At 42.9% G+C, this 23,413-nt stretch carries 20 protein-coding genes and 4 pseudogenes; 12 read left to right on the top strand and 12 right to left on the bottom strand.

What is annotated here, in order from left to right:
* The first annotated feature begins 193 nt into the window (after positions 1 to 193).
* The 4 genes and pseudogenes from HUN01_RS23525 to HUN01_RS23510 form a co-directional block, all read left to right on the top strand.
* On the top strand, positions 194 to 529 hold the full coding sequence (locus HUN01_RS23525) for a DUF2499 domain-containing protein (protein ID WP_069072856.1): 336 nt from the start codon (positions 194 to 196) through the stop codon (positions 527 to 529).
* Positions 526 to 825: a DUF3593 domain-containing protein gene (locus tag HUN01_RS23520; protein WP_069072857.1), complete on the top strand. Its 300-nt coding sequence runs from the start codon at positions 526 to 528 to the stop codon at positions 823 to 825. Before HUN01_RS23525 ends, HUN01_RS23520 begins: the two co-directional genes overlap by 4 nt.
* A 198-nt stretch (positions 826 to 1,023) precedes the next feature.
* A complete protein-coding gene (hisA, locus tag HUN01_RS23515; RefSeq protein WP_181928210.1) occupies positions 1,024 to 1,797 on the top strand; it encodes a 1-(5-phosphoribosyl)-5-[(5-phosphoribosylamino)methylideneamino]imidazole-4-carboxamide isomerase in 774 nt (257 codons plus the stop codon).
* Between the two features lie 539 nt (positions 1,798 to 2,336).
* Positions 2,337 to 2,564, top strand: a pseudogene (locus tag HUN01_RS23510) (MFS transporter); the annotation flags it as partial.
* A 70-nt stretch (positions 2,565 to 2,634) separates the two neighbouring features.
* Here the strand turns inward: HUN01_RS23510 and HUN01_RS23505 are convergent.
* A pseudogene (locus tag HUN01_RS23505) lies at positions 2,635 to 3,658 on the bottom strand (IS4 family transposase).
* Between the two features lie 91 nt (positions 3,659 to 3,749).
* Between HUN01_RS23505 and HUN01_RS23500 the strand changes: the two are divergent.
* Positions 3,750 to 4,793: pseudogene (locus HUN01_RS23500) on the top strand (MFS transporter); the annotation flags it as partial.
* 14 nt (positions 4,794 to 4,807) lie between these two features.
* Positions 4,808 to 5,767 carry an N-acetylglucosamine kinase gene (locus HUN01_RS23495; protein ID WP_181928209.1) on the top strand — a complete coding sequence of 320 codons (960 nt, stop codon included), beginning with the start codon at positions 4,808 to 4,810 and terminating at the stop codon, positions 5,765 to 5,767.
* 26 nt (positions 5,768 to 5,793) lie between these two features.
* Here the strand turns inward: HUN01_RS23495 and HUN01_RS23490 are convergent, their stop codons facing one another.
* A complete protein-coding gene (locus tag HUN01_RS23490; protein WP_181928208.1) occupies positions 5,794 to 6,534 on the bottom strand; it encodes a dienelactone hydrolase family protein in 741 nt (246 codons plus the stop codon).
* A gap of 364 nt (positions 6,535 to 6,898) precedes the next feature.
* Here HUN01_RS23490 and HUN01_RS35605 point away from each other — a divergent pair, with 364 nt between their 5' ends.
* On the top strand, positions 6,899 to 7,084 hold the full coding sequence (locus tag HUN01_RS35605; RefSeq protein ID WP_238845559.1) for a hypothetical protein: 186 nt from the start codon (positions 6,899 to 6,901) through the stop codon (positions 7,082 to 7,084).
* 73 nt (positions 7,085 to 7,157) lie between these two features.
* Here the strand turns inward: HUN01_RS35605 and HUN01_RS23480 are convergent, their stop codons facing one another.
* The gene (locus HUN01_RS23480) at positions 7,158 to 8,489 is read right to left on the bottom strand and encodes an FGGY-family carbohydrate kinase (protein ID WP_181928207.1); all 1,332 of its coding nucleotides are present in this window, start codon (positions 8,487 to 8,489) and stop codon (positions 7,158 to 7,160) included.
* 199 nt (positions 8,490 to 8,688) lie between these two features.
* On the opposite strand from HUN01_RS23480, the gene psaM reads away from it, so the two are divergent.
* Together psaM and HUN01_RS23470 are read left to right on the top strand one after the other, a co-directional pair.
* Positions 8,689 to 8,778 (top strand): photosystem I reaction center subunit XII, encoded by a 90-nt coding sequence (gene psaM, locus HUN01_RS23475; RefSeq protein ID WP_040630342.1) that lies wholly within the window; start codon positions 8,689 to 8,691, stop codon positions 8,776 to 8,778.
* Positions 8,779 to 9,130: 352 nt separating this feature from the next.
* Positions 9,131 to 9,541 carry a slr1601 family putative cell division protein gene (locus HUN01_RS23470; RefSeq protein ID WP_181928206.1) on the top strand — a complete coding sequence of 137 codons (411 nt, stop codon included), beginning with the start codon at positions 9,131 to 9,133 and terminating at the stop codon, positions 9,539 to 9,541.
* Positions 9,542 to 9,767: 226 nt separating this feature from the next.
* Here HUN01_RS23470 and HUN01_RS23465 read toward each other — a convergent pair whose 3' ends face one another.
* Positions 9,768 to 10,487, bottom strand: a complete 720-nt coding sequence (locus HUN01_RS23465; protein WP_181928205.1) for a tetratricopeptide repeat protein — start codon at positions 10,485 to 10,487, stop codon at positions 9,768 to 9,770.
* Positions 10,488 to 10,935: 448 nt separating this feature from the next.
* Here HUN01_RS23465 and HUN01_RS23460 point away from each other — a divergent pair, with 448 nt between their 5' ends.
* Together HUN01_RS23460 and HUN01_RS23455 are read left to right on the top strand one after the other, a co-directional pair.
* The gene (locus HUN01_RS23460; protein ID WP_181928204.1) at positions 10,936 to 11,400 is read left to right on the top strand and encodes a hypothetical protein; all 465 of its coding nucleotides are present in this window, start codon (positions 10,936 to 10,938) and stop codon (positions 11,398 to 11,400) included.
* A 6-nt stretch (positions 11,401 to 11,406) separates the two neighbouring features.
* Entirely contained in the window at positions 11,407 to 11,964 is a 558-nt protein-coding gene (locus HUN01_RS23455; RefSeq protein WP_181928203.1) for a glutathione S-transferase family protein, read from the top strand.
* A gap of 44 nt (positions 11,965 to 12,008) precedes the next feature.
* On the opposite strand, the gene HUN01_RS23450 is transcribed toward HUN01_RS23455, so the two are convergent.
* The 4 genes and pseudogenes from HUN01_RS23450 to HUN01_RS23435 form a co-directional block, all read right to left on the bottom strand.
* On the bottom strand, positions 12,009 to 12,500 hold the full coding sequence (locus HUN01_RS23450; protein ID WP_069072865.1) for a YajQ family cyclic di-GMP-binding protein: 492 nt from the start codon (positions 12,498 to 12,500) through the stop codon (positions 12,009 to 12,011).
* Positions 12,501 to 12,594: 94 nt separating this feature from the next.
* Positions 12,595 to 13,017 (bottom strand): annotated as a pseudogene (locus HUN01_RS23445) (MAPEG family protein).
* An 87-nt stretch (positions 13,018 to 13,104) separates the two neighbouring features.
* Entirely contained in the window at positions 13,105 to 13,608 is a 504-nt protein-coding gene (locus tag HUN01_RS23440; RefSeq protein ID WP_181928202.1) for a DNA recombination-mediator protein A, read from the bottom strand.
* A gap of 311 nt (positions 13,609 to 13,919) precedes the next feature.
* On the bottom strand, positions 13,920 to 15,014 hold the full coding sequence (locus tag HUN01_RS23435; protein WP_181928201.1) for a phosphotransacetylase family protein: 1,095 nt from the start codon (positions 15,012 to 15,014) through the stop codon (positions 13,920 to 13,922).
* A 534-nt stretch (positions 15,015 to 15,548) separates the two neighbouring features.
* Between HUN01_RS23435 and HUN01_RS23430 the strand changes: the two genes are divergently transcribed.
* Positions 15,549 to 16,529, top strand: a complete 981-nt coding sequence (locus HUN01_RS23430) for an aldo/keto reductase (RefSeq protein WP_181928200.1) — start codon at positions 15,549 to 15,551, stop codon at positions 16,527 to 16,529.
* An 80-nt stretch (positions 16,530 to 16,609) separates the two neighbouring features.
* Here the strand turns inward: HUN01_RS23430 and HUN01_RS23425 are convergent, their stop codons facing one another.
* The 4 genes from HUN01_RS23425 to HUN01_RS23405 all read right to left on the bottom strand — a co-directional run bounded on the left by HUN01_RS23425 (position 16,610) and on the right by HUN01_RS23405 (position 23,114).
* Positions 16,610 to 16,987, bottom strand: a complete 378-nt coding sequence (locus HUN01_RS23425) for a response regulator transcription factor (protein ID WP_181928199.1) — start codon at positions 16,985 to 16,987, stop codon at positions 16,610 to 16,612.
* 125 nt (positions 16,988 to 17,112) lie between these two features.
* Positions 17,113 to 20,865, bottom strand: coding sequence for a PAS domain S-box protein (locus HUN01_RS23420; protein WP_238845557.1), 3,753 nt, complete (start codon positions 20,863 to 20,865; stop codon positions 17,113 to 17,115).
* A 13-nt stretch (positions 20,866 to 20,878) separates the two neighbouring features.
* Complete coding sequence (locus HUN01_RS23410) at positions 20,879 to 22,882, bottom strand: GAF domain-containing sensor histidine kinase (RefSeq protein ID WP_181928198.1); 2,004 nt, start codon at positions 22,880 to 22,882, stop codon at positions 20,879 to 20,881.
* Entirely contained in the window at positions 22,869 to 23,114 is a 246-nt protein-coding gene (locus tag HUN01_RS23405; protein ID WP_181928197.1) for a hypothetical protein, read from the bottom strand. The genes HUN01_RS23410 and HUN01_RS23405 overlap by 14 nt, the downstream gene beginning before the upstream one ends.
* Between the last annotated feature and the right edge of the window lie 299 nt (positions 23,115 to 23,413).

Here is a 23,413-nt window from a genome sequence, read left to right as displayed (position 1 = left end):
CGATATCAAAAATTTTAGATCCCCCTAAATCCCCCTTAAAAAGGGGGACTTTGATTCCGGTTCCCCCCTTTTTAAGGGGGGTTAGGGGGGATCTAAAAGTGCCTAAAGTCACAGCGAAACACTTTTCAAACAACCTCTAACTCCTGTACGCGATTAATCGCGTCTCTCCCAACTCCTAACTCCTAACTTTCTTATGCACGTCTTATCGATTCCCACCTGGATTATTCATGTTTCTAGCGTTATTGAGTGGATTGTCGCCATTTGGTTAATCTGGACTTACGGCGAACTGACTAATAACCGCAATTGGTGGGGATTATCCCTTGCCATGTTACCAGCTTTAGTCAGCGCTATGTGTGCCTGTACCTGGCATTACTTCGACAACGCCGAATCTCTAGAATGGATGGTAACGCTTCAAGCTACCATGACCTTAGTTGGTAATTTTACGCTTTGGGCAGCGGCGTATTTGATTTGGCGTTCTACCAAATCTTCTAACACTGTTGAACCAGAACCTATCAAATCAGAGCAATGATTTCTAAAGAAACCCTGTTTGCACTTTCACTGTTTCCCTATTTGGGTTTCTTGTGGTTTATCAGCCGTAGTCCGCAAATGCCGCGTTTAGCGCTGTATGGATTTTACGGCACTCTCGTCTTTGTTGCCATCACCATCCCCGCCGGAATTTACGCCCAATTGCATTATGGCGAGTCTTTAGCCAATGTAGATTGGTTGCACGGTGGTGCAGAAGTATTTTTGACGCTTTCAAATATTTTGCTTGTGCTGGGTTTTGGACAAGCTGTACGGCAATTACAAATAAAAAATGAAAAATAGTAAATTCAGCTATAGCCATTTTCAATCCGGTGAGGTACAGGTGTGCAAATAGACCTAACCCCCTTCCCGAAGGCGGGAAGGGGGAACAATTCAAAGCCTCTCTCCTTTTAGGAGAGAGGTCAAAATTGTACTTCACGCTTATCGAAAACCGCTATATAGCTAGCGTTTTGATTGCATTGAGTTTAGAGGAAAAATTAAATGGACGTAATTCCAGCGATTGATTTACTAGAAGGTCACTGTGTGCGACTGTATCAGGGAGACTACGATCGCTCGCAAGTTTTTAGCGAAAATCCTGCTGATGTTGCCAAACAGTGGGTAGATGAAGGTGCTACCAGATTGCATATAGTTGATTTGGACGGGGCCAAAGCAGGTAAAGTAGTAAACTTGAGGGCAATTGAAGCGATCGCTCATGCAGTGTCAGTTCCCATTGAAATTGGTGGAGGATTGCGCGATCGCACCAGCGTGCAACAAGTATTCAATCTCGGCATACAGTGGGCAATTCTTGGCACTATCGCCGTAGAACAACCCCAGCTAGTACAAGAACTCTGTCAAGAATTTCCTGAACAAATTATCATCGGTATTGATGCCCGTAACGGCCTAGTAGCAACTCGCGGTTGGTTAGAAACCTCAGAAGTTTTAGCAACCCAATTAGCTGTACAAATGCAAGAATTGGGTGCAGCCGCCATAATTTACACAGATATCCACCGAGACGGTACACTCACAGGCCCGAATTTGGAAGCTTTGCGAGAACTTGCAGCGGCAATTTCCATCCCGATAATTGCCTCTGGCGGGGTAAGTTCTGTCACCGATTTGTTGAGTTTGTTGGCGTTAGAACCTCAAGGCGTGACTGGTGTGATTGTCGGACGTGCTTTGTATACTGGGGATATTTTACTCAAAGAAGCATTACGAGCGATCGGGCCTGGACGGATTCAGGATATTCCACCGAATCTAGATTTTTCTACCTTTGCTTGACAGTCTAATTACCCCCCTTAATCTCCCCGATGCATTGTGGGAAACAAGAAAATCTAGTTCCCTCCCCTTTGCACTACGGTGTATACACAAGTCCTAAAAACCTAGCTTGATAAGACTTTCCTCGTTCCTAGTCTCTGACTGGGAATGCATTCATTGAGTCTCTGACTCAATGCCAGATTGGAGGCAGAGCCTTAACGAGGAGCATTCCCATGCTCTGCATGGGAACGAGATAAACGAGAGAACAATGAAAAATCAAGTTTTTTTTTGACTTGTGTATACACCGTAGCCCCTTTGCAAGGGGAGGGTTAGGGTGGGGTAAAACCTTGGTTAATAAGCTATTTCAGACTTGTGTGTACACCGTAGACCGGCGGAGAGGGGATTAAGGGGTGGGGTTCTTTAGATTTAATTAAGTAATCAAGCGGACATGATATGAGAACCAGAGCGTCCATAATCAGACATACCGGAACATTATGGAAAGTGGGAACGCATAGCAACAAGGTTTTACTGATGGCAAAAAGCCAGAGTTTGGAACCAAATCCATGAAAAATCAAACAACCTCTCCTTGGACTTTCATCCCCACCTTATATTTCGCCTCCGGCATCCCTTACGTCATCATCAACACAGTTTCTGTAATCTTTTACAAAAAACTGGGAATAGATAATACGCAAATTGCCTTGTGGACAAGTTTTCTCTATCTGCCCTGGGTAATCAAAATGTTTTGGGGCCCAATTGTCGATATTTACTCTACCAAACGTCAATGGATACTTTCAGAAATGTTGAATGCTGATACAAAACTTTACATAAATAGTTACACTAACTCTAAAAAGGCTAAATTAGTCAACATAACATCATCTCCTCAAACCAATGAACATAGCTGATTTTCTGACACATACAAGATTGCAAATAGCGGAATTTATCTAATAGTGTATGTCCCCATTGTGCGGGAATAGATAAAAGCTGTAAAATCAGATAAGCTATTAAACTAACGTAAATTTGTATGGTGATACCGTTGACGTTTTTGGTAATTAATTTGTCAAGTTTTAAGTGCATCTTTAAAAACTTCCACAAGAGTTCAACTCCCCAACGTAATCGATAAATATCCCTAATTTCATCATCATTAACAGCTGCATCTCCCGACTTTGGTAAATTAGTCACTAAGCGGAACTCAGTTTTCGTTTCTAAATCACAAAAATTAATGACTCTATAGGCAATAGCCTCATCAGATGCACCTACTTTGACTAATCCAGTTGCATCCTCAAATTCTAGTAACGAAATTGTTTTTAATCCGCAAAACAAAATATTTGTTTTCTTGTACCAATTCTTGAATGAATTTTAATCCCGCAAAGCCTCTATCCATTACCCCTACAGCATTAGTTGGGAGACTAGACATCATCTTGGAACCAAATTTATAATCATGATCATGTCCAAAATTGATAAAGTTATCTTCTGGGCTACCTGTAGCTAAATTCAAAGAACTAAAAAGTTTGACTTGATGATGACCCAAAACCCATAACAATTTACTTGTCAGGGTAATAATTGTTGAATCAATAGGACAAATAGCATATTTATCGTGTAATTTTTTGTGAATTTTCTTCTATACTAATTCATTTAATTTTTGGTAAATTCCTTGAAATTGTTTTTGGCTTCGATGTAAATTTGCTTTAGAAAAAGTAGAAATATCTACCTCAAATCCTGTATTGTTTAATCTCTTAAATAAATCTCGCATACTTGTTAAGCTATTATCCAGAGCATAGGATAGCCAGCACTCAAAGAATAGACGACTATTCAATACTGGATAATCATTTTTTGGCAGGCTTTTCAAGATATCTTTGACAATTTTGGGAAATGAATTTATAATCACAATCAAACTAATATAGTTTAAGCCTTCGCCCAAAAATACCATATTTTGGGCTATTTTTATCGGATTTTTCTTACCGTTCAACACTTCTGGGATACTTTATACCCAATTTGCCATGTTTGGTTGTTTAGGTTTGATAGCTTTCTCCTTACAACTACCAAATTTCTTTTTCATTTCCCTCGCAACATTAACAGTAGGAGCATTTATTTCTGCAACTTATGATATTGCCACAGATGGCTTCTACCTGCTGGCTTTATCTCCAGAACAACAAGCCTTTTTTGTTGGCATCCGCTCACTATTTTATAGAATGGCTGTTATTTTTGGATCTGGAATATTAGTAGTTTTAGCAGGTCAGCTTGAAGTATCTCTCAACAACATTCCTTTAAGCTGGACTATAGCTATTGGTTTCTCAGCTTTAATTTTAGCAATCCTGTTTATTTCGCATCGCTTAATTTTACCCTTACCTGAATCAGATGAACAACGGCAAATAAAAACTAGAGAAAATATCCCTTTTTGGTCAATTATTAGTTCATATTTTGCTCAGGATAAAATTATAAATATTTTAGCATTTATCTTGCTTTACAGACTTGGCGAAGCAATGCTTGTCAAGATAGCTTCTTTATTTTTATTAGACAAGCCAGAAGTAGGAGGCTTAGGGCTATCTACATCAGATGTCGGATTAGTCTATGGAACCTTTGGGGTAATTTCCCTGATTTGCGGAGGGATATTAGGAGGTTTACTAATTTCCAAATATGGATTAAAAAAGTGTCTGTTTCCTATGGCTTTAGCTTTGAACTTACCTGATATATTTTATGTGTATATGGCTTACAGTAAACCTTCACTAACATTAGTGTATCCCTTGGTTTCCTTAGAGCAATTTGGATATGGTTTTGGATTTACCGCTTTTAGTGTTTATTTAATGTATATTTGCCAAGGCGAATATAAAACTTCTCATTTTGCTATTTCCACTGGCATTATGGCTTTAGGAATGATGTTACCAGGTTTAATTAGCGGTTATCTACAAAAAGCATTTGGCTACCCATTATTTTTTATTTTGGTTTGTTTGCTGACTATTCCTGGGATGATTGCTCTCTTTTTCATCCCTTTAAAAGAAGAACCCAAGCGTCAGAATAATTAACATAATTACAGATCATGAGTTATGTTTTGGGAATAGATGGCGGCGGTAGCAAGACTGTTTGTATTTTGATGGATGATTTGCATCAAATTCTAGGTCGTGGTGAAGCTGGCCCGTCTAACTATCAAAGTATAGGTATTGAAGCCACTCTACAATCTATGCAATCTGCAATTCACAACGCGGTTGAGGCAGAAATAATTGCAAATACTGTGAATGTTGAAGCGGTATGTTTGGGTTTAGCAGGTGTAGGTCGTACCGCAGATATCGAAGTAGTAAAAGGTCTAGTCCAAGAGTTGCAGAATAACAAATATCTGCCTATAACTTGGGCGTTACAGCCAGCTAATATTGTAATTTGTAACGATGCTTTTATTGCTTTAATTGGTGGAATTGGTCAGCCTGTAGGAATTGTGGTTGCAGTCGGTACTGGTTCGATAATTTTCGGGCGAAATCATCAGGGATATACCAAGCGAGTTGGCGGCTGGGGGTACATTTTAGGAGATGAAGGTAGCGCTTATAAAATTGCTGTGTCTGGTATGAATGCAGCATTAAAATCTTATGATGGACGGGAGATGTCAACGAACTTGGTAGAGAGTTTCAAACAGCATCTTGATTTTGAAAGTATAGAAGATTTAATAGAAGTAATATATCGGCGAGAATGGGGAGTTCAACAGATCGCAGCTTTAGCACCAATTGTAGATTTTGCCGCAGCTTCAGGTGATGTCTTAGCGAATATGATAATTGATGATGCTGTCAAAGAATTAGTGAAAGCTACATCTACAGTAATTGATGCAATTTTTAGTGCTGACTCAGTTTTAGAAGTAGTCACAACAGGGAGCGTGTGGCGCAGTAGATGCAAGATGTATGAGAGATTTACAGCGTCTCTTGTTAACAAGTTTCCTAAAGTAAATGTGATTCTTCCGAGGTACGAGCCTGCTTACGGTGCTGCTTTGTTGGCATTGCAAACAACTCAAAATTGACGCGAAGAAAGCAATAATAGGAGTTTTCAGTTTGCAAATATGCGCCCCAAGAAAGTTATTATTTCAGACCAAGCAACGGTGGTAGCACTAGAATCATAACGATAACCGTCGTCGCGCATGAATGTATGTTCTGCTTCATACGAAACAACTTGATGAGGTATATTAGCACTCTCAATTGTTTTTATTATGGTTTGGCGATCGCTCTCTGGTATATGAGGATCAAGAGTACCGAACACCATGAGCATCTCGCCTTGGATTTCACTTACCCGCTGGATTGTATCGGCTACCTCCTTACCAAGTTTACCACTGGGAATACCAGTAGGGTAACAGCAGACAGAAGCCCGAATTTCGCTTTGAAATGCTGCGCGGAAAGCTAAATGTCCACCAATGCAAAAGCCGAGAGTGCCTATTTTATTTGGAGAAACCGCACTCTCTGTTTTCAGAAATTCAATCACAGCAAGGCAATCGGCATCATATTCAGCTACCGACGTTCGACGCGCATCGTCATTACCCCGCATCCGTCCCAAATCGTCTGGCTCAATTACTGAACCAACTGGCTCAATTCGGTGAAAAATTTCTGGCGCTGCTACTACATAGCCGTATCCTGCTAAGTAGTTAGCTAGACGAATCATTGGATCACCTAACTGATAAATATCACTGTAGAAGACAATACCAGGGTATTTTCCTGCTGCTTTCGGAGCCGCAACATAAACACGCATTAAGCTACCATCTACTCTTAACTCAACATTGCGCTTAGTGATTTGCACTTTTTTGTCTCCGTGTTACGCTTGCTGTCATTAGCTTCTACACTGTAGCGCCGCAACATCCGGTTACTTTCAACCTACAATTTGGCGTTTTTCTGCCATGATTGCGATCGCCTTAATACACCCATTAAATAAGTGGGCAAGAATAAATCAAACTATATTAAGTAATGTAAAATTCAATTTAATTAGCTCGTAGTAAGGGCTTTAGCCCTTAAGAGAGGACTAAAGTCCCCACTACAAACCTTTAATTATTTACGCCCACTTACTTAGCTTCGCAATGGTATTACTTTAAAACTCACACCAATTAGTAAAGGGGATAGATGACATTCGCTTGTGGCGAAGCACCCATCCCCGAATAGCTGCCCAGATGATCAACCTGGAATCCTATAGTCCGGTATCTAATAATTTGAGTATCGGCCGAGATATGCCGATTGTCACTGGGATACATACGGATTTAGAAGATATCTGCGAAAAGAGGGTAAGGATAACTATTACTCAACTAACTCAAAATTCCTGGCTAAAACAAAACATCACTGGAGGCTTAAGCCTCTAAAAAAGCTTTCATTTCTGGACTGTTCGCGTAGCTTCTCCCAAGGAGAGACGCCACAAGGTTTTCAGCATTTTCCTTATAAGTCATTTGTACAGTTCGTAATTCCTAGAATTTTTGAGCATTTTCCCACTACACACCCGTCCCCATGTCCTTTTTTCACCCCCCGCATCGCCAACAGCGCCGTCCCGTAGGCTGCTTCTGTATAAACTGACGCTACTACAGGAACCTGCAAATTACGCGCCCTAATTGCAGTCCAGATATGATTCGCCGCGCCACCGCCAGCAGTATAAACACGGCTCACCTTATCTGCACCCATTTGCTGTAATAATTCATATCCTCGCGCTTCTATGCGGGTAATACTTTCTAACAAGCCATGCAAAAATTCCACTGGATGATCTGGGCGTGGTTCCAATCGTGGGGGTAGATTGGGATCATTTATGGGAAAGCGATCGCCTGCTTTCAATAACGGATAATAATCTAACTCACTAGCTTTTGATGGATCAATCTCACAACTAAGGCTGGCTAACTCAGCGCTTGTGAAAAATTGCTTAAGTACTGCACCTCCTGTATTAGAAGCACCACCAGTCAGCCACAGATTACCCAAACGATGGCTATAAATTCCATATCTAACATCTTCTACACGGGTACGATTTAACAACTTTAATACCAACGTTGAACCAAGGGAAGTTACGGCTTCACCTGGTAATTTTGCCCCACTGGCGAGAAAAGCGGCAATACTATCAGTTGTCCCAGCACATACCAAACAATCATTGCGTAAACCGAACTTATCTGCAATTTCTGGGTGTAATTCTGCAATCGGAGTCCCAGGAGGTAAAACTTTGGGTAACTGAATCGGTATTTGCAGCAATTCTAGCCATTCTGGGTATTTCAACTCTTCCACGTCATAACCCAGCTTTAAAGCATTGTGGTAATCACTAATACCTAAATACCCATGTAGGAGAAACGCCAGCCAATCTGCTTGATGTAGAAAATATCTAGCTTCACTAAAAGTAGGTAATTGCCTCATCCACATTAGTTTGGCTAGGCTGGAGGTGGCACTCAATACGGTATGATTGGGGGGTGCTATGCTTCTCAAATCCTCTATTACCAGTGATCCCCGTGCATCGTTATACAGCAGTGGTGCATCTACAGGATTGCCAGCAGCATCAACCAGCAAGACGGTGGAAGAAGTACCGTTAATTGCGATCGCTTTAATTTCCCGCCGCAATTCTTCAGGTATTAGTTCCACCAGCGCAAACAAAGCCTCCTGCCAAAAACTTGGCGTAACAGCGTCTCCTGAGTCCTGGAAGGGATATCGCACCTCAGCCTGGATAGAAGAAGCTTCCTCGTCAATTACTATGCCGCGTGCGCCAGAGGTGCCGAAGTCGATACCCAAATACAAATTCATATTTTTATAAATTTTTCTCAGGTCGAATAACTAATGACTACTGATTAATAACTGCTTTTGTTGCATCTTGTTACAAGATATTCCACAATTTTGGCAAAACAAGGAAAAGTAGTAAACGAACTGTTCAAAATCTATTCTGGTTAGGAGGTTTTCAGCCATGCCTATCTTAGATACTCTGTACATCGCTCAGATATCTTCCATCTCAGATACTCAAGTCTACATCGCTCTAGTTGTGGCGCTGATCCCAGGAGTTCTAGCTTGGCGATTAGCCACAGAACTTTACAAATAACGTTCCGATGTGACACAGTTGAAAAGCTAATAATCCTGGCAGTACGGGGTGCAATTTCTACACCTTGTGGTTTTATACCATAAGTAGCTAGAAACCTTGCACTTACGTAAGCCAGGTTATTTTTTAACTAGTGCAACACTTGTAGCTATTTCAAAAAAATGAAGTAATATGACAGCTAAATCAAGCATTCAGGAGTGCTGAGTGCTAATTCAGTTCCAAGTACTGAGTGCTGTTAGCGGTAGCGGGGCGTTGAGCCAGTGCTGAGTAAGATTCCCCACTCAGAACTCAGCACTCGAAACTCAGCACTCTTGATAGTGCTTCCCTTCACTAAGCGAGGTTATCTTTTAGCATCATGAACGCGATTCAACCGTCCAGAGTACCGTCACAACCTATACAAAAACGCCGGGTCATCCCTCGACCAAAGCGGCATCTTCGTCAACGTTCTTACCAGATGATGGCACTGGAAAGTACAGCCAAGATAGCAGTTAATCTTGTGATTACAGCCGTTGCGGCATCTGCTCTAGCACAACTTCTGCCTTATCATTGGTCACAGCAAGGAAAGTTGCGAGAAATTGGTACTGAAGTCAAGTTAATGGAAGGGCACGTCAATGGTTTACAGGCGGAATTTAGCCGCAACTTCGATCCTCAGCAAGCTAAAAGTATTAGACAACAACAAGGGTATCGATTTGATCCCAGTCAGCGTCGCGTGGTCTTGATGAATCCGGATCGCCGAGAAAATGAACAAACAGAGTCATTACCCTAAGACAAATAGCGAATTTGGGATTATTTCGGTTTCTGGTAATTTAGGCTACGTATAAACCGGGTGTTAATTTATATTATTGCTAATAAATAATGGTTAATAGCTAATTTTTGAATAGCTATGTAGTTATCATCTATTAGTCATTAGCGATACAGCGTCACTAAACTCTAATTCAAAATTTAATCAATTATTTTGAATTTTGAATCCCCCAGAAGGACTAATCTACCAACTAGGACGCTGATTCAGATAGCAGCTCGTTTAGCCAATTTTCGAGTTGTAAACGCAAGCGACAACCAGTAATATCCTTACTTTTGTCGAGAGAGGGCAGTTGAGTGAGGGCGCGACGATAATCAGCGATCGCACAATTCCAGTCGCCCCAAAGATGGTAAGTCCTGCCGCGTTCAGCCCAAATATGACCTTCTAGTTGACCAAAAAGCAGTACTACCTCAAAATTCTCAATTGCCTCCTCATATTGCCCCAAATCACGCCAGGTAATGCCTCGATTAATCCACGCCCGGACATGGCGAGGATTCAAATCAATGGCTTGATCGTAGTCGGCAAGTGCTACTGCTAATTCTCCACAAGCCGCGTAGTAATTTGCCCGATTATTATAAGCACTAGCCAAATCAGGATTAAGTTTGAGGGCTGTATTATAGTCGCAAAGTGCTTTTTGCATTTCGCCACTTTGAAAATAAATTAGTCCCCGGTTGTTGTAATCAATGGCATTGTGGGGATGGCGGAAAATTAGTTGGGTTAAAAGTGCGATCGCCTCACTATAATCTCCTTGTTGAGCCAACCTCAAAGCACAAGACCGGAAGTAGCCATCCCCTAAAGTCGATTCGCTGCGATCGTTTTCCCCCTGCTCTTGGAATTTACTTGTAGTATTTAAAACATATTTATATTGCTTGCTTTGCTGGTCATCGTCAGCTAAAAATGAGTTAATATTCATCTTTCCCTGCCTGAAATCCCTGCTTTGTGAAATAAAATTCTAGTTTTTTCCGGTAGTGGTTTTACCGCGGTGTCTATATTGTTAAGGTATTTATGGTTACTTGAAAGCCATCCCAAGACTGAATTTTAACTACTCACACCAGTAGAAATCTATGCCCTAAAGAAGCGATCGCTCCTCAACCCTAATCATGGATACTTGATCCCGAAGGTGAATTCCAGAAATGGCAGATGTCAATCTCAAAGACTAGTCAAGTAGTGAGAGCGACAAATTGGTAGAATGCCTACAAGCCGTTCGTTAGAGATGAGAAATAGGACACGGGACACGGGACTGGGGACTAGGGACTGGGAACTGTGGAGAATTCACTCCCCCTCTCCCTTGTTTCTTCTCAATCCCTAATCCCTAATCCCCAATCCCCACTCTCTGCATTTAATTTTTGAGAAATTTTCCGATGACAACTGCAATTTCTTATCCCAATGCCCCAGATTTAGCAACCGATGATTACATTGTTATCGGCTTGGCAACCTGCTTCGTCAAAGAAGATGGAGAAGTTTATCAAATCGAAGTTATAGAACCAATTCCCTCTGCGGCTTTGGAAGCGCTGTTAAAGGGCATTCCTACCTCCTATAAGCTGGCTCATGCAACAACTTTGGGATCTTTGCTGGATGGCGATTCACAATTCCTGCCAGATGGCTTCCCAGAGTCGGCTCAGTTTGGAGAGGAATTTGTGCCACGGGCATTTGCAGCCGCTCGTACTTACAAGCGTCGTGAATCTGCAAAATCCCTGATTCCTTTAGGTACAAACTACACTGAATTTAAGTATTCCATTGAACGCAAGCGGGTATTAAATGCCGCTAGAGTTGTCACCAAAGAAGACAACATTAAACAGCATTCTCACACTCACAAAGTTCTTTAAATAATTATGCTAAAACTTTACGGCGGCGCTCGTAGTCGAGCCTCAATTGTTCACTGGTATTTAGAGGAACTAGAAGTTCCTTACGAATTTGTCAAGCTTGACATGCAGGCGGGTGAACATCTCAAACCTGAATATATGGCAATTAACCCAGTTGGTAAAGTTCCAGCAATTGTTGATGGGGATTTTCAGCTTTGGGAATCTGGTGCAATTTTGCTGTATCTTGCTGATAATTACAGTAAAACTACACTTTCACTCCAAGAACGTGCTGTATTTTCCCAATGGGTGTTGTTTGCCAATGCTACCCTTGGGCCAGGGATTTTTGTGGAAGCAAATCGAGAGCGGGAAATGCCCCGCTTGTTGACTCCGTTAAATGAAATTTTCAGTAAGCAACCTTTTTTGCTGGGTAATGAATTCACTGTTGCTGATGTGGCAGTGGGGTCTATCCTGAATTACATTCCCGTTATGCTGAAGCTAGACCTCAGTTCTTACCCAGCGGTATTGAGCTATATGAAGCAGTTATCTGAGCGTCCGGCATTTCAAAAAAGTATTGGCGGACGGGCTTAAAATAATTCGTAATTCGTAATTTGTAACTACGAATTACGAATCTTTTAGCGATAATTTGTAAATTGCAAAGCCACCGGGTAGTCTTCTTGTTTTAGCCGCTGCATGACTACTTGTAAGTCATCTTTAGATTTGGCAGAAACCCGCACAGCATCACCTTGAATTGAGGCTTGTACCTTTTTGAATTCGTCGCGAATCAATTTGGAAATTTGTTTGGCAATTTCCTGACTAATGCCTTTTTGGAGTTTGATTTCTTGACGCACACGATTACCACTGGCTGATTCAACTTTGCCAAAATCAAAGATTTTCTGGGAAAGGTTACGCTTGGCGGCTTTTTCCCGCAAAATGGTATGTACAGAATCTAAAGTAAACTCGCTGTCAGTACTAACGTTAATACTTTCTTCGACTAACTCGACAGTAGTTTGAGTGTCTTTGAGGTCATAACGACCTTTGATATCTCTTACAACTTGATCGACAGCGTTAACCAACTCTTGTCGGTCAAAGTCGCTCACAATGTCAAATGAAAAAGTAGAAGCCATAAAATATTTTGGATTTTAGATTTTGGATTTTGGAATTGGGCATAAAACATTAATAATAATTCCCATGCCCAATGCCCCATGCCCAATGCCCGACTTAATTAGTAGCTTGGATGATGCTCAAGAAGATGAGAGCGCTAGAGCTAAGTATGCCAATGCCAAACATCAGCGAGCCTCTTTCAGAGGAGCTACGCTAACGCAAAAGGGGTATATTCAAAATATAAAAAATTGAGTATAGCAAACGGGCCACTACAAAGGCGATCGCAGCTACTTGTGCTGTAAAAGAATTTACACCAGTTACATACGCCATGAATGCCACTACGGCAAATATCATAAACGCTTCAAAAGCGTTCTGATGTGCCCAAGTAGCTCGTTGGGCATAAGGTGGCAATTTATCGAACATAGCGCCAGGAGTAGAAAACATTTCATACCCAATACGCACACGGGCATAAGCTACCACCAAAAATGGCACATAAATTAGAATGGCAGCAGCCGCGATCGAGTACAAAAAAATTATCATTACTTATTAGTTATTGGTTATTAGTCATAGTCATCAGTCATCAGTCATTAGTCAAATACCAAATGACAAAGGACAAATGACAAATGACTAATCAAAGTAGAACAGGGTCACTACTTTTCTTTGTTCTTCTGCATCTTGACAGGTTTGCAACAGGGTGCGGCTGTCATGAAACGCAAAACAGATTAGTTGCTGGCAACGAGAGACAATTTCCTTGTTGCACAGGTAACTAGCTTCAGCAAGGGACAGATTATCATTACTGGGATTTTCCACCAGATGCATTACCTGTTCTAGTTGCTGGCGCGATTCTAAAGGCTGGCGTTCCAGACTTTGGGGGAGAATCACCGTTAGCAAATTCGGATCAGCCCGCGTTGCTCCCTTGATGGCAGCGGAATTTGTACCTGTAGCACCAGAAGTAATGATGCGATTACCCGATAAAACTAGGGCATAAGTCATCATTTCAATAAGATTCTGATGCGTAATCGGGACGTGACGAGAACCAAGCAAGGCGATTCTTTTAGAACCAGTTTGCTGGATTGTCGCTAGTTCTTGGGCTAATGTATCGAGGTTAATAAGGTCTGTTGATTGGCTCAAAGATGGACATAATCCGAATTAAACGACCCAGATATTTTACCAAACAGCGTGTAGATGCGAGAAAAACTTGAGCTAAACATTGCTACTAATTTTCGATATTTATCTGTTAAGGCAGGCAGGGGGAGCAGGGGAGGCAGGGGAAGCAGGGGGAGAAAAAAAGGCTTAACTGAACCGTATTGAGCTATGGGGCGGAAGGAAACAGCAGGCCGTCGCCTAGGAGGTGACGGCGAACCATCTGCACCCTCACCAGTAATACAGCTTCCTAACTGATAACTGATCATAGATGCTCTTAATTCTCAAGGCTGAGGAATCTAAGACAATGCCGCGGCGGGAGTCAAACCCAGTTTAGATAACAGGCGATCAATGTCAAAATGCTCAGACATCAACTGGCGAACGCATTGAACCTTAATCGGCTCGTGGAGGCGGACTTGTCCGAAAGTGCGGTCAACAATTTCTACAGTGGTGAGGGTGTCTAAGTCAACAGATAAAATGGGGATTTCTAGTTCTTCAGCGCGATTGAGAATGAACGGCGGCGGGGGTAGTTGCCCGGTGAGAATTAAGCATTGGGTAGAAGTTTCCAAAGCCGCTTGCTGAATTTCCACGCGATCGCCTCCTGTTACCACTGCCATATTCCGGCGTTTGCGGAAATATTTCACAGCGGAGTTGACATTCATCGCTCCAATTGCCAGACTTTCCACCAACAAATCTAGGCGATCGTTGCGACAGAGAACATCAGCCTTTAACTGTTTGACTAGTTCGCCAACACTGACGCTGCGGAGCAAAGCGTTATTTGGCAGCATTGCTAGAACTGGAATCCCTTGCTGTTCCAAAAAAGGACGCAAGAGAGTGTCAACTGTTTCTAGTTGGGTGACAGGAATATCATTGATCACAACTCCCAGCAAGCGATCGCCCATACGCCCTTTAGCAGCCAATAACGCCTCAACCGAAAGCAACGATTTATAGCGGGCTACTAACAGCACACCAGCATCCAATACTTCAGCCATTTGCAGCAAAGATAAGTCAAACAAATTGCCCTCGGATAAATCACCAGGCCCCTCCAGTAACACCAAATCTCCTTGGGACTTATGTAAATATTGCTGTATTAGGGACTGCTGATAATCGGTTTTGTCTTCCCCCCGCAAGCGCTTTTGCACGTTTGGTTCATCCAAAGCCAGCATTGTCGGTGCAATGCGGTTTTCCGGCAAATTGAGGCTAAGAGCGATGAACTGGACATCTTCCTCAACTACAGTTCCACTGGATGAATTAAAACATGTACCGAGGGGTTTACCGTAGGTAATATCCAGTCCTTTTTGCTGTAGCTGATGAGACAAACCCAGAACAGTTGCAGATTTACCGCTGTAAGTCTCGGTTGATCCAATCAGCAAATATTTAGGGGATTTTGGCACACATGCACTCCTAATTTCAAAAGTCAGAAGAACCCAGCTAGGTGTTTCCTAATTCTAGTTCCTTCTGGCAAAAGCCTCTCGCTCTCACAAATTAAGCTTTCCCAGAATTAGCTTCTGAATAAGCAGGGTTACGTGGACTTGCTCTCCCTCTGTTATCCGCTTTTTCGGTCAGAATTTATTCTGAGTGAAAACGAAAAGGATACAGAGCAACTAAATTTATTTATGGGGTGATTAATTTTGAATTTTGTTAGCGCAGCGTCAAGCCTGCGGCATGGCTTCTCTACGAGAGCCTTCACCAATCCTTAAAGCCAGTCCGTGTACCCTTGCTCTTAAACAAGCTAGCAAGAGCGTCTGTCTTCGACACACTGCGCGAATGTAGAGAGCGGTATTTTGAATTCGGAGCTTTGAGTAATATATTTTTTAACCGTTTCTATCAGTAAATACTTCTAAGTGTAGATGACTTGATAAGAGGAAAAGGGATAATTCTGAAAGACTTGATTTCCTCTGAGCAATTACTGACTAGGAGATTATTTTATGAAAACCAGAAAGCTAGGTAAACAAGGGTTAGAAGTTTCAGCTATCGGACTTGGTTGCATGGGAATGTCTGAATTCTATAGTGGCCGTGATGAAATTGAGGCGATCGCTATAATTCATCGAGCATTGGAACTTGGAGTTAATTTTCTTGATACTGCTGATATGTATGGGCCGTTTACTAATGAGCAACTAGTAGGCAAAGCAATTAAAGATCGCCGTGATCAAGTAGTATTAGCAACCAAATTTGGCAATGTCCGCACTGAAGATGGTGGTTGGAAAGGGATTAGTGGCAAACCCGAATATGTCCATCAAGCTTGTGATGCCTCGCTAAAACGTCTGGGAGTGGAAGTGATTGACCTCTATTATCAACATCGGGTAGATCAAACCGTACCTATTGAAGATACTGTAGGAGCAATGGCAGAGTTAGTTAAGCTGGGAAAAGTTCGTTATTTAGGGCTTTCAGAAGCTGCTCCTGCTACGATTCGACGGGCTGTGGCAGTTCACCCCATTACGGCACTGCAAACCGAATACTCTCTTTGGAGTCGAGAGCCAGAGGATGAAATTTTACCTACTGTGCGAGAATTAGGAATTGGGTTTGTTCCTTATAGTCCATTAGGAAGAGGGTTTTTATCAGGTGCGATCGCTAGCCCTGATGATCTAGCACCTGATGACTATCGCAGAAATGCTCCTCGCTTTCAAGGTGAGAATTTCTCTAAGAACCTGCAATTAGTCGAGCAAGTAAAGGCAATTGCCACCGAAAAAGGAGTAACTGCGAGTCAGCTTGCACTAGCATGGCTATTCGCTCAAGGGGAAGATATTGTCCCAATTCCTGGTACAAAACGCCGTACCTACTTAGAGGAGAATGTTGCAGCTACCGAAATTACCCTGACAGAACAAGAGTTGAACCGACTGGAAGCAGTTGCACCAAAAGGTGTAGCAGCAGGTGAGCGCTACCCTGACATGAGTACTGTTAACCGTTGATCCATTAACGAAGTGTAACCAAATTTGTGCCGATTATTCTAAGTACTGCGAAAGCAGGTGAAAAGCATTTAAGACTTTCCTCAAAAACCCAACACCTGCATTGATTTTTCAAGTACTTCTTTAGGGCGAAATGGTTTAGTTAGATATAAGTCTGCACCCACCTCAATACCTTTTTGTTTATCAAATTCTTGTCCCTTAGCTGTCAATATCACAATGTAAACATCAGTCATTGCCAGGTCGTGTTTGACAATATGGCAGACTTGCAGACCATTCATTTTAGGCATCATCACATCAAGAAAAACTAGGTTTGGTTTTTCAGTTTTAATAGTTTCGAGAGCTTCTTCTCCATTTCTAGCAGTTAGAAGTTCAACACCCTCGTCTTCTAATGCTTCTAAAGCTTGTTCCATCAAAATCAAGATATTGGGTTCATCGTCAACAATCAAAATTTTCTGGGTCATAGGGATTGGGGATTGGGTATTGGGGATTGGGTATTGGGGATTGGGTATTGGGTATTGGGTATTGGATTTTAGAAAAACTCTTCCCTAGTCCCCAGTCCCTAATCCCCAATCCCCAGCCCCGGTAATTACTGTTCGGACAACATAATAAAAAACACATTTTCCAACTCTTTCTCAAAGCGTAGAGTTTTCACCAAATCTGCTTCTTGAGAGAAGATAGAATCGATAATGATCATGTCAGGTTTGGCTAACAGGGCTTTATGGATGCATTCTTGTGGATCGGAGGCTTCAATGACGCTGTATCCCTGAGTTTGCAGTACATCTGATAGAGTTTTTAAGGCTGATGCATTTTTATCTACAACCAATACCTTTTTACTAGAAGTGCCCTGGTAAAGTAGTGAGCCAATTTCGCTGAGGAGTTTCTCTGTGTCAATGGGCTTGGTAAGATAGCGATCGATGCCAATGTGGTAGCCCCGTTCTTTGTTTTCAATAATTGACAGAATAATGATCGGAATGTCTGCGGTCTGAGGATCATTTTTGAGGACGGCTGCCACATCAAAGCCGTTGATTTGCGGCATCATCACATCCAAAAGAATCAAATCGGGACGGGCTGTTTTTATTTGATGAATTGCATCCATGCCGTCTTTCCCTTCCCGAACGTTGTAGCCTTCATTTTCTAATTGTTGACGGAGCAGTTCCCGAATGTTAGCGTCATCATCTACAACCAAAATGGTTTTACGGTTTTGGTTCAGCACAGTGTTTTTGGTGATGACGTGTTCTTTGAGTTGTTTGACTAGGGTATCCAGATTCAGATTAGCAGTGGTTTTTTGATCGCTGGCGTAGGTGGGAATGATGAAGGAGAATATGCTGCCGTTCCCTGGTTCACTCTCAACCCAGATTTTACCGCCGTGATGATCAACAATTTGCTTACAGATGGGCAGTCCTAAACCTGTACCCTTGGGTTTGTCCGTGAGGGTGTCACCAACTTGGCGGAATTTCTCGAATACTTTCGGTTGGTCTTCAGGTGCAATCCCAATGCCTGTATCGATGACGCTAATGCAAACACCGTCGTTTCTTTGTTTGACGCGACAGGTGACGCAACCAGATTCGGTAAACTTAACGGCATTGGAAATCAGGTTGATTAAAACTTGCAATAGACGGTTGCGATCGCCTACTATCTGAGGCAATCCAGGTTCAATCTCGCTGACCAACTGCAAACCATTGGTTTCAAACAACGAGGCTGTAGAATTGGTTGCCCAATCAAGTAATTCACTAGGATCAATGGGCTGCATCTGCCATTCCACCTTCCCTGCTTCCATCTTGGCGATGTCTAGAACATCATTAATCAAAGATGTCAGCCGTTCTGCCTCAGAGACAATAATGTTGAGATTGTCACCCACCCGCTTGATGGTTTTCTGAAGTTTCCGGTCTTCGGTAGGAAGAATTGGGAACACATCGGTTTCTAGCTTTTCTTTAATGATGGACGCAAAACCAAGAACAGAAGTTAGTGGCGTCCGCAACTCATGGGAAACCGTTGAGATGAAGTCGGTCTTCATCTTGTCAATTTCCTTTTCTGCCGTTACATCCCGAATCAGCAGCGCCGAACCGAAGCAGGCTGCGGGTTCTTGATCTGCCGTCTTTTTGAAAATGGCAGTCGCTACTGCCTGACCAATGCGTTCCTTCGTCAGTGCAACTTCAGCAGAGAAAACTTCTGCGGGATGAGACTGCGTTTGTGCAATCAACTCCGCTAAACCAGATAGTGACAATTCTCGGTAGTGACCATTGAGGGCGGTAGCTGTCAATTCATACATAGCTAAAAAGGCAGGATTGAAGTGGGTAATTTGTCCTGCGGTGTCTGCCACTAACAAACCATCTGCTAAGTTATCTAAAATGGCATTTAATCCCTGCGCTTCAGCTAAGGTATTTTGCAGAGCAGATGTCCGTTCTATAACTCTGGCTTCCAATTCTTGATTCAGTTGCCGCAGGGCGATTTCTGCTTGTTTGCGGGCAGTGATGTCGGTATTGATTTCCAGCACTGCACAGGGCTGACGGTCGATATCCCGTTGCAACGTCCATCGGCTCTGGACGGTAATCAGTTTGCCTTCATGGGTGAGATGTTCCACTTCTCCTTCCCAATTACCTTGCTCTAATAACTCTGCGATAATTTCTTGTTTTGGTTTTGGAAAGGTTTTTTTGATAAAAGTCTGAATGCATTTGTCTTTCACTTCTTCACGCGTCCAACCGTAGAGCCTTTCAGCACCCTGATTCCAATGAGAAATTTTGTCGCTCATGTTGCGGACGATGATGGCATCGCTGGAATGATTCAACATATCCAACAAACGTTGATTTTCCGCTTCTGCCAGCTTGCGATCGTGAATATCAGTACAGGTACCAATCCATTCCCGAATACTGCCATCTTCTTCCAGGACGGGGGCACCACAGACAGAGAAGTAGCGGTATGTGCCATCCTTGTTACGCAGCCGATATTCAGTTTGGTAGATACCTCGGTTTGCCACAGCACCATTCCAAGCTTCTGTGGAACTGGCACGGTCATCGGGGTGAATTTGATCAATCCAGCCCCAACCCTCAACTTCAGCTTCGCTCTGCCCCGTATAGTCCATCCAGGTGAGCATTTCCCTGCTTATTGCCAGTCCTTCCGGGGTAGCTCCCCAGATGATCTGTGAAGTAGCAGTTACTAAAGAGCGATAGCGTTCTTTAAGACGCTGATTTTCAGCTTCTGCCAGTTTGCGCTCATGAATATCAGTGCAGGTGCCAATCCATTCTCGGACACTGCCATCTTCTTCTAAAATGGGGGTACCACAGACAAAAAAGTGGCGGTAGCTGCCGTCTTTGCCACGTAACTGATATTCAGTTTGAAAGAGACTCTGATTCGCCACAGCATTACTCCAGGCTTGGGCGGTTCGAGCGCGGTAATCAGGGTGAATCGGATCGAGCCAGCCCAAACCCTCAATTTCATCTGCACTCTGACCTGTGTAAGCCAACCAGGTAGACATTCCACAACTCACCGCCCGTCCTTCAGGGGTAGTCAACCAGACAATTTGTGAGCTGGCAGTCACCAAAGAACGAAACCGTTCTTCGCTCTGTTGTAAAGTTTTTTCTGCTAGCTTGCGATCGTGAATATCTGTGCAGGTGCCAATCCACTCGCGGATGCTGCCATCTGCTTCTAGGACAGGAGCGCCACAGACCCAGAAGTAGCGATAATTACCATCCTTGCCACGAATTCGGTATTCAATTTGGTAGAGACTGCGGTTGGTCACGGCTGCACCCCAGACTTGGGCTGTGCGATCGCGATCTTCGGGATGAACGGCATCAATCCAGCCCCCATTCTCCGCTTCTGCTAGACTTTGACCTGTATAAGCTATCCAGCTTGCTAGTTCAAAGCAAATTCCATCTGGTGTGCTTACCCAAACAATTTGTGTAGTAGCTCTCACCAGAGAACGATATCGAGCTTCACTTTGTTTCAGGATTTGTTCAGTATGTTGGCGTTCCTGCTGAACGCGTCGAAGGTCGCTAATATCCTCCACACTAGACCAGATAAGTTGCTCTCCATCTTTCTTAATCATCTGTCCAGAAATTCTCACCGGAACCAGATACCCGTCTTTGTGGATTAACTCTTTCTCATAAGGGCCGTAGCGACCAGTTTGTTCTAGGTTCTTTAGCGTAACTTGGTCTGCGATCGCATAGTTTTCAGGAGTAATCTGGTGATAGTTGAGATTTAGGGTTTCTGAAACAGTACGTCCCAAAATGGCAGCATAGGCAAGGTTGATGTTAATTAGCGTCCCATCTGTTCGGCATAATACTAGCCCAACAGGACATTGTTCAAATAGCTGACTGTTGTATTCATCAAGTTGCTTAAACATGGTTGAGGTTTCTTTAGTGGCGTATTTGGGTAGAGTTAGAACAACAGAACCAAGACAACAAAGTGGCGTAAAGCTTTAACGAAATTGGGTGGTGTTGAAACATCTGGTAAATTTGATCGGGTGATGCACCTTCCACATCTGGACTGTGCTGTGAAAGCCGCTGGATCAATTGAGTGTGGCGGATCAGCAAATCCGTCGGTTTGAGCATTGGAATTGTTGATGGAATGAAGCCGTCGATATCGGAAGTGGAGGATGATTCGATTGTGAAAGCTAGCGACGCCAAAGTGCTATTTGGTTCTTCAGAAGCATCTGCCAATGCACAATTGACTGGAATCTGAATCCAGAATTCTGTGCCTTCATCTGGTTGAGAACGACACTTGAGTATTCCCCTATGTTTGTCTACAACAATTTGGTAGCTGATTGCCATGCCTAACCCGGTTCCCTTACCAATATCTTTCGTGGTGAAAAAGGGATCGTAAATGCGGCGAATTACTTCCTCCTTCATGCCAGGGCCGTTGTCAGCAATGCGAATTACAACCCACTCTTTGTCCAGGGCTTGGGTGCGAATGGTAATGCTTGGGATTGTCATTTGTCCTTTGTCATTTGTCATTTGTGATTCGTTTGATGCCAATGACCAATGACTAATGACTAATGACTCTTCGAGCGCATCAATGGCATTTACCAGGATGTTCATAAATACCTGATTCAACTGTCCGGGATAACATTCAATTAGGGGAAGTTTGGCATAGTCTTTAATGATTTCAATTGCCGGACGATGAACATCTGCTTTCAGGCGATGGTGAAGAATCATTAAGGTTCCATCGATGCCATCATGGATGTTGACGGCTTTCATGTCGGCTTCGTCATGGCGGGAGAAGTTTTTCAGGGATTGGACAATTTCAACAATGCGACTTGTGCCCAGTTTCATTGAATCTAGCAGTTTGGGGAGATCCTGCATAATAAATTCTAGGTCTATGTTGTCTAACTCTAATTCCAGTTCTGGAGGAGCAACAGGTATGAATTTCTGATACTTTTCCAACAGGTGCAACAAGTCTTGGGCGTATTCGGCAACATACTTTAAATTGCCGCAAATAAAGTTAACTGGGTTGTTGATTTCGTGGGCAACTCCGGCAATGAGTTGACCGAGACTGGACATTTTTTCGCTTTGGATTAACTGAGTTTGGGCCAATTGCAACTCATGGAGAGCTTGCTGAAGTTTCTGTGTCTGGGCTTTTGCCTGGACGGCTGCTTGAGTGCTTTGCTCGTAAAGCACAGCTTTGTCAATAGCGATCGCTGTTTGAGAGGCAAAGATACTCACAAGTTTCAGGTGTTCGGCTTTGTATGAGTCAGTTTTAGGCGTTCCAATGGCGATCGCTCCCAGTACCCGCTCCTTAGCTCGTAACGGTACACAAATCATTGCACTAACGTTTTTTTGCCCCTCTAATCGCGGATCAGCTTGCACATCATTGACGAGTTCTGCCCGGTTGGATTGCACAATGTTGCCAATAATTCCCTTACCCGGTTCCGGCTGACCGTGGTCAAAGAACACACCAAATTCGGCAATGACTTCAAAGGTAGTTGCATCTGGACTGAGGAGCAAAATCATCCCCGCAGATGATTCAATTAATTGACTCAATTCCTGAAGCACGAGTTGGCCAATCTGTCGCGTATCTAAACTTGTTGTGAGTTGAGTCGAGATATCGTCAAACAAATCAATTTCCTGATATCGCTCCAGCAATTCTTTAGCAAGTACTTTCTTCTCAGCTTCCTGCTTTGCCAGAAACGAGAGCAAAGTCGCAAGTAGAGTTGCTTGTTCTTCCCCAACAACCCAACCAATGATTTCTCCTGACACCTCAATGGGATATCGGTTTTTTGCAGTTTGCTCCCCAATGCTAATCAGTTTCGTGCCGTCCACCAGTTCAACATCAATGGCAATGTTGAACTGGTAAACTAAGTTATGAATAAGAGATGGCAACTCTTTTTTGTTGAGCAGCTTTCTGAGGCTAACTGCGGACATGAAACACCTCATCTAGAGCAGGTTGCAAATTTCTGGCAATCAGTGTGAGTTTGTTCGCGTAGCGTCTCCAATAGTTACCTACACTGTATTTCAACCTTCTGCATCCTGCTGCCGCTTGCGGACTCGCTATTGCTACGCTATCCTGCCTCCTGCCTTCATCACTGTAGCTATCCGTACCCCTTCGGATAAGCAAGCTACGCCCAGTATCTCTAGAAAAGAGAGGAATTGTCATAAAATCTAGGGATATAATATTTCACTAATTAAGACTAGTCTTCCCAAAAATATTGGTGATATAACAGCGAAGTTGAGCAGTCGCAAATACCTTTAAATTCCGTAGCAGAAACAGGCTTCTGTCTGTGTAACTCGCTTACCTTGTAATGAGTTATAGAAAAACTATAAGTAAAGCTTTTATATTTAAAGAAACTTATGTAGCGTTTCTCGCTTGAGTGAAGTACAAGAATCCCACCTGCAAGCGATTAGGGCACATGATCTACCTTATATGATTAGGAAATAATATAGGTTTAAATTATA

The sequence above is a fragment of the Nostoc edaphicum CCNP1411 genome, assembly GCF_014023275.1.
Lineage (GTDB): Bacteria > Cyanobacteriota > Cyanobacteriia > Cyanobacteriales > Nostocaceae > Nostoc > Nostoc edaphicum_A.
The sequence above is the reverse complement of the archived record's forward strand: the minus strand, read 5'-3'. Positions and strand labels throughout refer to the sequence as shown.